The 12,493-nt window shown below is 42.2% G+C and carries 4 protein-coding genes; 2 read left to right on the forward strand and 2 right to left on the reverse strand.

All coding sequences use genetic code 11. The annotated features are described in order from the left end of the window. Positions 1–76 precede the first annotated feature (76 nt). Positions 77–3,625, reverse strand: a complete 3,549-nt coding sequence (locus tag L6494_RS18445; RefSeq protein ID WP_330911026.1) for an ExeM/NucH family extracellular endonuclease — start codon at positions 3,623–3,625, stop codon at positions 77–79. 421 nt (positions 3,626–4,046) lie between these two features. Here L6494_RS18445 and L6494_RS18450 point away from each other — a divergent pair, with 421 nt between their 5' ends. After that, entirely contained in the window at positions 4,047–9,374 is a 5,328-nt protein-coding gene (locus L6494_RS18450) for an nSTAND1 domain-containing NTPase (RefSeq protein ID WP_237989135.1), read from the forward strand. Between the two features lie 107 nt (positions 9,375–9,481). On the opposite strand, the gene pyk is transcribed toward L6494_RS18450, so the two are convergent. Beyond that, positions 9,482–11,251 carry a pyruvate kinase gene (pyk, locus tag L6494_RS18455; RefSeq protein WP_237989136.1) on the reverse strand — a complete coding sequence of 590 codons (1,770 nt, stop codon included), beginning with the start codon at positions 11,249–11,251 and terminating at the stop codon, positions 9,482–9,484. Between the two features lie 351 nt (positions 11,252–11,602). On the opposite strand from pyk, the gene crtR reads away from it, so the two are divergent. After that, entirely contained in the window at positions 11,603–12,493 is an 891-nt protein-coding gene (gene crtR / locus L6494_RS18460) for a beta-carotene hydroxylase (RefSeq protein WP_237989137.1), read from the forward strand.

A 12,493-nucleotide genomic window follows, 5' to 3' on the forward strand; every position in this document is an offset into this window, starting at 1 on the left:
TGTTTATTTCCGCCGTGCTGTACTAGTAGAGACGTAGCAATGCTACGCCTCTACAATGTTGCTAGATAATCATTCGTCAAGCAATTACAGTCATATTGCTATGAGTCAGTGCTGCTTTATTTGATAACAAACCTATTTGAACTTTGGCTGCATTGCCGATGCCATCTTCATCAAAGAACAGTTGACCTGTAGTATTGTTGTAGATAAAGCGATCGCTTGCTGTTGTCGCATTACTACCGAGGCGGAATAGTCCAGAATCGAGTGTACCCAAGGCTTGGCTGAGTCCAAATTCTAACTTGGAGATTAAAATTGTGTCTTGCCTAACTTTAAAATCAGTAATAATATCAAACTCTCCAGTTCTAGTATCACTCAAATAGAAGCGATCGCGTCCTCTACCACCAATCAATAAGTCACTTCCCTTACCACCAACTAACAGATCATCACCATTACCACCGAGTAAGGTATCATTGCCGTCACCACCATACAGGCTATCATTACCTTTACCACCTAGTATGATATCATTACCACCCAGACCCCGGATCAGATCATTCCTATTAGTACCTATGAGAATATCGTTACCAGGAGTACCAATAATGCCGCCACTAGGGTTAATTGTCAAGCTTACAGACGCTGTTGCTGTGCCACCTTTACCATCACTGATACTATAGGTAAAACTATCACTACCAACGTAGCCAGTATTGGGGGTATAGGTAATAAAGTCATCAGCAAAGTCGCTGGGTGTACCATTGTCGTTGATAACAGCAGTACCGTTGACAGGGTTAGATAATAAACTCAGTTGTAGCGCATCACCATTAATATCACTGTCATTAGTCAAGACGTTAATGTTAACGGCAGTGTTTTCATCAGTGGTAGCTGTATCATTCACAGCTATAGGTGCAGTGTTCAAGTTCAGCCCTACAATCACCGGGTCATGGTCTGAGGAACGGAAGGCATCAGGACTATATAAGCTGGTTTGTTGTCCTACTGACTTAAAGTTGGTATTGTAGTCTAGAATATTGGGTTCATCTGCATTAATATGCCACTTGACAGAACCACTTACTTGTGCAGCTAGAGAGCTATTGGCTAAAGCATGGTCTAAAGCACCCCACTGACCACTGAAAACGAAGGAGTAAGAGGTATTTGGTATCAGGTTGTTATATCCGGCACTTTCCAAAGCCCTAATTGGGTCTTCCTGAGCGTAGGCGTTGATGTCGCCGAGAATTAGGTAATCTGTGTCAGTAGTCCCTGTGGGATTTGTCCCTAACCATGCGGCCAAATCTTGAGATGCACGAGTCCGCGTCCCATTAGATAAACCTTGACCATCGCCAGCATCAGCATCATCCAAACCCCCAGAACTTGAACCCTTAGATTTAAAGTGATTGATGACAGATGTGAATTGTTCACCTGTGGAGTTTTGTAGGAATGTCTGGGCTAGGGGTTTACGATTATTGTTATCAAAAGCACCTTGACCAAAGCCATCGGGGACTGTGGCGGCTGCACCTACGGGGGTAACACTACCGGGTTTATAGATAAAACCAACGGCTATAGCATCTGTACCTAGTTGAGACAGTCCTGGATCAATAAAAGCATAAGTACCAGCACCAGCAACAGCATTGAGTCCGTTGACTAAATCTTGAATGGCACTATTTGCACCGTAGCCATCATTTTCAATTTCAATTAGACCGACAACATCGGCATTTAGTCCCAGAATAGCAGCAATTGTCTTTTGACGCTGGCGGTTGAACTCAGTCAGATTTTCTGCACCCCGTTGTTCAGGACTGGTGAAGCCGCTACCAGTTCCATCACCGTTGAAGTAATTGAGGACGTTAAAGCTAGCAACCTTGAGTGTACCGCCTACATTTGGTGTGGTTTCTGGACGAAGATTAGCGGGTGTAAAGTCTACGCCTGTTGAGGTTTGAACGCGGTATCCTTCAAAACGATGGTCTAAAACGCCGGTGATATTAGTAACGGTATCGCCACCGCGTAGGGTGTTGGTAGCACTTAAAGGTTGACCACCACGACCAAAAAGAATTGGGTCAGGGTTTTGAGTACCTCTACCGTCATCTAAGATAATCCGCCGTGTGGCAATTTCATCTAAATAAGCAGCGTAGCCAGCAACACTGGGGTCATTGAATTGGGTATATTGTTCTAGTCTGGCATCCGTACCGGGTTGGTTACTATCTCCAGTGGCTGAGAGTACAACTTGACCAAAACGGCCGAGTTGGAAATGTTCGGTGACAGTTAAATCCCCACTACCAGCACTGATATTTACTAACATCCCTTCGTAGCGTTCCAACTCAGCCACGCTAGTTACAGGAAACTCGATGTTAGTGGCTGTAGGTAGTATGTCTGCACCTAAGTTGATGACGCTGCTGATTTGAGATAATTGGGTAAGGCTGCTGACACTATTGTTAGGGCTAAATTCGCTGACAGTTCCAGTCACCCGGACTTTATCACCGACGCTACCAGAAAATTGTCCTGTAGGGTCGAAAACAAAGATACCTTCGGAAGTTGTCGAGTCATTATCAGTATCAGCATCTTCTTCTTGCACGAAGAAACCATTTAACCCTGAACCACCAGGGAAAGCCGCAACCACAACACCTTCAATGGTACGAATATCGCCAAAAACAGGGTTAAAAGCTGCACCACTACCTTGAATTTCATGAATTTTGGTAATGCTAAGAACAACATCATTATCGGTAATTGTAGCGGTGACTGAGCCGATGTTAATACCGTTGTAGCTGTTATCACTACTAGCTACACTGTGGCTGATAATACTAGTGTGTGCGCCTTCTACTAGTAAATCATCAACTGCGATCGCTGTCACCAATTGGGGTATATTCCAGTTAGCAGGGGTGAAGGTAAGACTAGTAGTGTTGGTTGTGCTTTGGGAATCAGGGGTGATTGTAATGATGACATCTGCGGTAGGCTGAGTATTGAGTACAATCGTGTAAGTATCCGTTGTACCTCCTTCGGTGAGGTTGGTACTACCACCAGACTCAATCAAGGTGACACCAGGTAAGGCTTCTGCGGAAACCTGTAAGTTATCAATTCCTAATCCATGATCATTACCAGCATCATTTACATCACTCCAGCGTAGCCAGATTTCTTCCCCAGGAGCAAGGGCAAACCCAGTAATATTACCTGAGACATTAACACGGTTGCTGTTATCGTTACCATTTAATGCGCCTGCTGTGCTGGTAGCAATGGGACTGGTAAAATCTAGGGAATCAACATCAGTCCAAGTTCCCGAATTAATGCTGGTAGCACCAATTTGATAAGCAAAGTCTAGTGTGTGCGGTGTTGTATTACCAGCATTACGCCATTGTTCGCCAATGTAACTGATAGATAAGGATGTTAGGGTAGTGCCGGTGTCATTCACAAACCGCGCACCGTAGAAAATAGAGCCAGTCGAACCAGAAGCCACTGAACCTAAAGCTCTATCTGAGTTACTAGCTGCACCAAAGCTGTAAAGACTACCGGTGTTACTAGAACCAGTACCAGCATTAATTAAGGTGCGGCTACTGTACCAATTGGGAATAGTTTGGTTATCCGTCCAAGTTGTGTTAGTTGTGCTGAGGCTATCAAAGTCTTGGAAGTAAGGCGTGTTGAGGGAAATTGCCATAATTATTAATATGTAAGCAAAATGGTGAAAAATTGCAAAAATCGTCACAAAACACAGACCTATGCTTGACTAGGTTGTATTGGCTGTTGTTGCCAAGTCATGTTATTTGTGTAAATAAACACCCAAAATTTACTAGCCTAATGTTAAGAAGATGCTAAAAAACGGTAAAATTACTGAATGTTTTGATGTCCAAAAAAATCTCTGTAGATGTAGGGTGTGTTAGGCGTAAGCCGTAACGCACCAAAGATTTTGATCTAAGATAATTGAGTTCGTAGTCAGGACTAAAGTCCTGAAAGAAGGGCTAAAGCCCTTACTACAAACTTTTATTAAAGTGGGTGATTGCATAAAAATACAATGTCAACCCTAACAAGTTAATGAAGACAAGGTATCTTGATTTTGAGTTAATTTTTCCTTAACTAAAATGCCCCGTGCTGTTGCTACCAGTAGTTCTCATCAAACCAAGAAAACAATCACCTCTAAACTGTGGTTGCTACTGGTGGGAGTCAATCAATACCAGGATGTACAACTGCCATCTCTGCGTTATTCCGCAGTTGATTGTCAGGTATTAGCAGAAGCTTTAACAGGTGCAACTCAAGAACAATTTTCTCAAAAAGAAATTAATATTTATCATGACTTTGCTACAGAATTACCACTGTTAATTAATATTCGCGATCGCTTAAAGCAAATTACTGCATCTGCTCAACCTACCGACACAATTTTATTTTATTTTTCTGGTCACGGAATGTTACAGCCAAATACACAACAAGCATTTTTGTGTTTGGCAGATACTCAAAAAGATAACTTAGAAAATACAGGTTTATCTGTTAAAGAATTACTAGAATTTTTAAGTAATAGTGGTGTTCAAAATCAGATAATTTGGCTCGATGCTTGTCATAGTGGCGGCATGACTTTACGCGGATTAAATCCCACACCGCAATTAGTGGCAGTTTTACAACAACGGGCTGCTAAAAGTAAAGGGTTTTATGCCTTACTTTCTTGCGATACAGACCAACAATCATGGGAATTTCCTGAACTGGGGCATGGGGTATTCACCTATTATTTAATGCGGGGTTTACGTGGTGAGGCATCTGATAATCAAGGGATGATTTCTGCTGATGGCTTATATCGCTATGTTTATCACCAAACATTGCAATATATAGATAAAACTAACCAACAATTAAGATTAATTAACCAACAAAAACGCGGTAAAGGAGATACCGAACTTTATAGTGAATATCCCCTGCAAACACCCAAGCGGATTGTTGAAGGTATCGGGGAATTAATTATAGGGAAAATTCCGGCGATCGCAGAATCAATTCCCCCTAGAAAAGCATTAGTAATTGAAGGAATTATCGGCTCACAAACAGCCATAGATTTTAGTAAAGTGTTGGGTAGTGTGGGAGCTTTTGAATTAGAATATTTACCCCGTGCTGCTAATACAACGGCTCAAGATATCCGCGAAAGCATCAAAGAATGTTTACGTTCTAGCAATCAAATACAAACATATCAGACTGAAGAATCTATTACAGTCTTACTATATCTGCGGGGACGACTAGAAGAAACTTCCACAGGAGAAGCAGAATTAGTTTTATTAGATGATATTCGGTTGAGTCGTGCTTGGCTCAGACAACAGTTACGCCATTCTATGGTGACACAACAAATTATTATCTTAGATTGTCCAGTCGGGACGCAAAGTTTATCCTTGCCAGATTGGATAGAAGATTTACAATTAAACTCCACTACAGGACAATGTATTATTGCGGCGACTAGTCCCAAAACCAACCCAGAATTATTTGCTCAAGCATTGATAGAGACCATAAAAGCTGCTTCTGTCTCTAATGGTTTATCAGTAGCCGCTTGGATTACCCAATTACAAATTCATCTAGCAGAACAGCCGCAAATAACTGCATCTCTACCTTTACAAATTTGGCTATCAGGTACACAAGGCGTAATCGAAATTATCCCCGCAACCACTGGTATACACAACCATCAAAAATCCGCAGTCTTAGATTTAAAAATTTGTCCCTATCGCGGTTTAAAAGCCTTTGGTGAAGAAGATGCTCAATATTTTTACGGGAGAGAATCCTTAACTCAGCAGTTAATTGCTCACATCGCACACAAATCATTTTTAGCCGTAGTTGGTGCGTCTGGTAGCGGTAAATCCTCCGTTGTCCAAGCTGGATTAATTTCTCAACTACGTCTAGGAAAACAATTACCTGATAGTGATTCCTGGTTAATTAAAACCATCCGTCCCGGTGCGCGTCCTTTGCAGGCTTTAGCGCGACGGTTGGGAGAGGTGAGAGGAGCAGGGGAACAGGGGAGCAGAGGGGACAAGGGGGACAAGGTAGAAAATTCTTCTTGGTCTTTAGTCCCCAATCCCCAATCCCCATTGCCCCTTATCCCCAGAGGGGGCCCCGAGTTCCCCAATCCCCAATCCCCAGTCCCCAGTCCCCAATCCCCAACTCCCAATCCCCAATCCCCCCACCTCCTCCTAGAAGCCATGCTTTACCAAGGGGTAGAAGGCTTTGTTTACTGGTTGCGTAGTCGTCCAGAACCGATGGTTATTTTGGTGGTTGACCAGTTTGAAGAATTATTCACCCTTGCACCGGCTGAAGATAGACAGCGATTTTTAGAATTAGTGTTGGGGGCGATAGAATACGCCTCTGATAAATTTAAATTGGTGGTGACTGTTAGAGCAGACTTTATCGCCGCTTGTTTGGAAGTATCAGCACTGGCTAATTTATTACAGCAGTCTAGTGTATTAGTTGCACCAAATTTAACTGACGATGACTACCGCCGTGTCATTATCAACCCAGCCGAACAGGTGGGTTTAAAAGTTGAGTCGGGACTGGTAGAAATTTTACTCCAGGAGTTAAACCACTCGGCTGGAGATTTACCTCTATTGGAATTTGTTTTAGAACAGTTATGGGAATACCGCCAAGCCGGGGAATTAACGCTGACAGCCTATCAGCAACAAATTGGTGGTATTAAAGGCGCGTTAGAACGTAAAGCACAGGAAGTCTATGAAAATTTAGACTCTGAGGCGAAAGAATGCGCTAGATGGATTTTTCTTTCACTGACACAGTTAGGGGAAGGGACAGAAGACACCAGACGCAGGATATTGAAATCTGAGTTAGTGGTGAGGAAATATCCTGATGAATTGGTGGAAAGAACACTCTCTGCTTTAACTACAGCAAAATTGGTGGTTGTGAATTTAGAAGAAGAAATAGGAGGACAAGGTAAAAGTTCCTCCCTTCCTTTCCCAACTCCCAACTCCCAACTCCCTACTTCCTCAGTCACTATCGAAGTAGCGCACGAAATTCTTATCCGTCACTGGTCAACGTTGCGCTGGTGGTTGGAGGAAAATCGTAGTAGACTGCGATCGCAACGTCAAATTGAACAAGCAGCATCTCTGTGGAAACAAAATCATCAACAATCAGATTTTTTGTTACACGGTGTTCGTCTAGCTGAAGCTGAAGAAATTTATGTTAAATACACAGATGAATTATCTGTTGATGTGCAAAATTTTATTGCTGCTTGTTTAGATGCTCGCCAACAAGAACAATTAGAACAAAAAAAGCGTCTCCGACAAGCTCAAAAAGCTGTAGTTATCATTAGTGTTTTGGGAATCGCTGCTAGTGGTTTTGGTGGTTTAGCCTATATACAGAAGCGCGCGGCACAGTTACGAGAAGTTGCAGCTTTAAATGCTTCCTCAGAGGCGTTTTTGTTATCTCATCAACAATTAGAAAGTGTGATAGCTAGTGTTAAAGCTGGACGAGAACTCAAACAGGTCTTTGCTCCAGCTAAAGATATACAAATCACAACAGCCGCGACTTTTCAGCAAGCTATTAATAACACTCAAGAAATTAATCGTTTCCCCGGTCATAATCAACAGGTAAACAGTATAATTTTTCATCCTAGTAGTAAAATTTTAGCTTCTGCTAGCGATGACCGCACAATCAAAATTTGGTCTACAGATGGGCGATTAATTGAAACTATAGTACATCAACAAAGATTAACTGCGATCGCTTTTAATGTAGATGGTAAATATATTGCTGTTGCTGGTGCTGATCATAATATTAAAATCTATGCTTTTGATACTTCTTGTTTAAATTTAGATAACTTAAAAAGCACTGAAACCCGTATCAAAGGCTGTACCACACTCATCAACAACATTATCGGACATACAGATGTTGTTACTGATGTTAATTTTAGCCCAGATGGTAAACTCATCGCAACTGCCAGTTTTGATAAAACGATAAAATTATGGCGCACAGATAACGGGAAATTAATTAATAGTTGGAATGCTCATAATGGTTGGGTAAATTCTGTCAACTTCAGCCCAGATGGTAAAATAATTGCCTCTGGTGGTGAAGATAATTTATTAAAATTATGGCGCACAGATAATGGTAAATTAATTAAAACTCTGCCAGGACACAAAGCCCGTATTACCTGCATTAAGTTTAGTCATGATGGTAAATTTATCGCTTCTGCCAGTGGTGACAAAACTATTAAACTGTGGAATTATCAAGGGAAACTATTACAAAATATAGCAGCACACAATGACCAAATTAATCATATTAATTTTAGCCCAGATAATCAAATTTTAGCTTCTGTAAGTGCCGATAGGACTATTAAACTCTGGACATTAGATGGTAGATTAATAAAAACTATTCAAGGACATGGTGAACAAGTTAAATATGTTAGCTTTAGTCCAAATGGTAAATATATTGCTTCTGGTAGTAGTGATAAAACTATTAAAATTTGGCAACTAACATCTGATAAAATGCCTGTGAGCAATCATGTTCAAGACGTAAATTTTAGTCCTGATGGTAAAACTTTTGTTTCTGGTGGTTGGGATGGTAAAGTAACAATTTGGCAAAGAACGCAAATTGGGAATGTGTCACCGCTAATTAAATTTACAGCCCATCAAGATATGATTCAAGCTGTTGGTATTAGTCCAGACGGTAAAATTTTAGCAACAGCCAGTGCTGATAAAACTATTAAAATTTGGAATATTCAAACTCAGCAATTACTCCAAACATTCACAGGACATCAAGACAGAGTTACTAGTATTAGCTTTAGTCCAGATAATCAGGTACTCGCTGCTGCAAGTGCTGATAAAACTATTAAAATCTGGCGACTACTAGATAGTCAACTATTAAGAACAATCACAGGACATAATGATGAAGTGACCAGTATTAATTTTAGTCCTGATGGTAAATTCTTAGTTTCCGGTAGTGCTGACAATACAGTGAAAATTTGGCAAACTACTGATGGTACGCTAGTTCAAGATTTACAGGGACATGGTTTAGCGATCGCATCCGTAAAATTTAGCCCAGATGGTAAAATATTAGCCTCCGCCAGTTGGGACAATACCATCAAACTTTGGCAAATACCAGACGGGAAGTTAATCCAAACACTCACAGGACATACAGACGGCGTAACCAGCCTCAGTTTTACACCAGATAGTCAAATCCTCACTTCAGGTAGTGCCGACAATACAATAAAATTCTGGGATATTACCAACGGTAAATCACTCACAACTTTCTCAGGACATCCTGGGAAAGTGAATAGTGTTAGTTTTAGCCCCAATGCTAAAGTCTTGGTGAGTGGTGGTGAAGATGCTGGGGTAATGCTGTGGAACTTGGATTTAGATAATTTGATGCAGCAAGGATGCTCCCGTATCAGCAATTACCTTCAGCATAACGGGAATATTAGCTCAAGCGATCGCGCTATTTGTAAATAAACCACTCATGGTTCAACCTAGATGATTAGGGTGGTCAGATCCCCTAGCGTGGTCAGATCCCCGACTTCTTTAAGAAGTCGGGGATCTTTGCAGCCCTTACGAATTATTTAAGGTGTTCCCACTACTCCAGAGTAAATTAAACCCCGTTGTAAATCCATAGTGAGAATTGCCCCATCACGAATTACCTCTGTAGCTTTCTTCACACCCACAATCACAGGTACACCCAAGCGTAAACCAATAACTGCTGCGTGACTAGTGAGACTTTCATCCTCAGTAATAATCCCGCCAGCTTTGCGAATAGCATCCACATAATCAGCACCGGTGCGGGATGCAACTAAAATATCGCCAGGGTTAAAGTTAGTGGAATCCATACCCGTATGAGCTACCCTAGCACGACCACTGATTGAACCTTGTCCCAGTCCAATCCCTTGGCCGAGTATGGCTGTCACTACCTCAACTTTAATTAAATCCGTTGAGCCGGAAACCCCTTGGAGTGTACCAGCAGTCATCACCACCAAATCACCCTCAAACAGCAACTTATGCTCCTGAGCCACATTAATCGCGGCTTGGAATGTTTGACCAGCAGAAGGTAATTCTAATACCAATAAAGGCTTAACTCCCCATACCATTTGTAGCTGTCGCGCTACATTGACGTGGGGTGTCACTGCCAAAATCGGCGTATGGGGACGGAATTTCGAGACATTGCGAGCTGTCGCCCCAGTTTGGGTTAAGGTCATAATTGCTGCTGCTCCCAACTGTTCAGCAATTTGTCCTACAGCTTGGCTAATAGCATTGGGGATAGAACGGCGATTATCTCGCAGTTGCCGTAATTTTGCACTATTATCTTCTTCCTGCTCAATGCGTTCAGCAATACGTGCCATTGTCGCCACTGCTTCTACTGCGTAACTACCCACAGCAGTTTCATTGGAAAGCATGACGGCATCTGTACCATCTAAAATCGCATTGGCTACGTCTGACACTTCCGCACGAGTAGGACGGGGGTTACTCACCATGCTATCTAACATTTGCGTAGCAGTGATGATAGGAATCCCCAAACGGTTGGCTGTGGCAATTAACCGCTTTTGCAGTACAGGGACATCTTCGGCTGGTAGTTCTACACCTAAGTCACCTCTAGCTACCATTACGCCATCACATAAAGCGAGAACAGCTTCCATTTGTTCGATAGCTTCATGCTTTTCAATCTTGGCAACAACAGGTACTTGCTTACCGGTGCTGGAAATTAGCTCTTTAATTTCGATAATGTCCTGGGGGTTGCGAACAAAGGACAATGCTACCCAGTCTACACCCTGGTCTAGACCGAACATCAGATCCTCGCGGTCTTTGTCGGTCATGGCTTTAATCGAAAGGTAAACACCAGGGAAGTTGACACCTTTATTGTTAGATAACTTACCTGCAACGGTGATACGACAATGTAAATCACCTTTCTCGCGGTTGATATCCTCCACCACCATTTCGACGCGACCATCATCAAGGAGGATTTTTGCACCCACAGGGACTTCATCCGCCAAATAATCGTAGGTGACACAGCTAATTTCTTGGCAACCAACAACTGGGCGATTTGTCAAGGTGAAGCGATCGCCTTTAGCTAAAACTATAGACCCATTCTCAAACTTTCCCAAGCGAATTTTTGGCCCTTGCAAGTCTTGGAGAATTGCCACTGGCTGATTTAGTTCAAAAGCGGTTTGCCGAATTAGGCGAATACTACGTTGATGGTCGGCATGAGAACCGTGGGAGAAGTTGAGCCGCAGCGTTGTTGCACCCGCTTCAATAATGGCTTTCAGCATTTCTGGGCTGCTAGTGGCAGGGCCAATTGTAGCGACAATTTTTGTCCGGCGAACAGAATCTCTTAATTGCATAGGGGCTGATTCTAGGGAGCTATTTAGTGAGTCATAGTAAGGTGAGGGGCGTTTGATTTGGATTCACTCCAATGTCGCCAGAGGTATTAGAACTGTGGCACAGAGTAGATATCGTACACCAATCTGTGTTCCATCCTCCCTCACTGAGAGATTTTTACATCAAGCTTATTCGTTATGCGGATAGCACACCCTCATCAGCAAAGACTGGAGTCTTGTCTGGAATCATAGCGTTATTCATCCACTAATCGGTAACGATGTAGATAAATCTTGCTATATAAAAGCTTATAAAAGTTTATTATTCACTAATCTTTGTCGTATATTCGTAATAATTCGATCAAAAAGGAGATACTAATGCTCACATTGGAGGCACAGCAACCACTAAAAATCCCACCCAAGGAATTTTTAACGCCTCCTGGTGATTTTAATCCCACAATGCTGTTATTTCTGGCATCTGTGGCCATGTTAGTAGTATCTAACTGTGGTTATTGGCTTTGGAACTGGCCGCATTGGCTGTGCTTTGTTGTTAACACCCTAGCTTTACATTGTGCAGGGACAGTAATTCACGATGCTTGTCATCAATCTGCTCACCGCAACCGGGTAATTAATGCCATGTTAGGTCATGGTAGCGCGTTGATATTAGCTTTTGCGTTTCCTGTGTTTACGCGGGTACATTTACAGCATCACGCCCATGTCAATCATCCCAAAGACGACCCCGATCATTATGTCTCTACAGGCGGGCCACTATGGTTAATTGCTGTGCGGTTTTTGTATCACGAAGTATTTTTCTTTCAACGTAAGTTGTGGCGGAAGAATGAACTACTAGAGTGGTTTATTAGCCGCTTGATTGTGGTAGCAATTGTTTATATTTCCGTTCAGTATCACTTTTTAGGATACATTCTCAATTTTTGGTTCATCCCGGCTTTTATCGTGGGGATAGCACTGGGGTTATTTTTTGATTATCTACCCCATCGTCCCTTTGCGGAGCGCGATCGCTGGAAAAATGCCCGCGTCTACCCAGGGAAACTGCTCAACATCTTGATTATGGGTCAAAATTACCATCTAATTCATCATTTATGGCCTTCTATTCCCTGGTATAATTATCAACCTGCTTACTATGTGATGAAGCCCCTGTTAGATGAGAAAGGCTGTTACCAAACTTCAGGATTGTTGCAGAAGAAAGATTTCTTTGAGTTTGTTTACGACATCTTTTTAGGAATTAGATTCCATCGCCACGAAGAATAA

The sequence above is a fragment of the Nostoc sp. UHCC 0870 genome, assembly GCF_022063185.1.
Lineage (GTDB): Bacteria > Cyanobacteriota > Cyanobacteriia > Cyanobacteriales > Nostocaceae > Trichormus.

Bases quoted from the DNA above. Each gene is read 5' to 3' on its own strand.
- crtR (WP_237989137.1), top strand. From the start codon at position 11,603: ATGCTCACATTGGAGGCACAGCAACCACTAAAAATCCCACCCAAGGAA.
- L6494_RS18450 (WP_237989135.1), top strand. From the start codon at position 4,047: ATGCCCCGTGCTGTTGCTACCAGTAGTTCTCATCAAACCAAGAAAACA.
- L6494_RS18445 (WP_330911026.1), bottom strand. From the start codon at position 3,625: ATGGCAATTTCCCTCAACACGCCTTACTTCCAAGACTTTGATAGCCTC.
- pyk (WP_237989136.1), bottom strand. From the start codon at position 11,251: ATGCAATTAAGAGATTCTGTTCGCCGGACAAAAATTGTCGCTACAATT.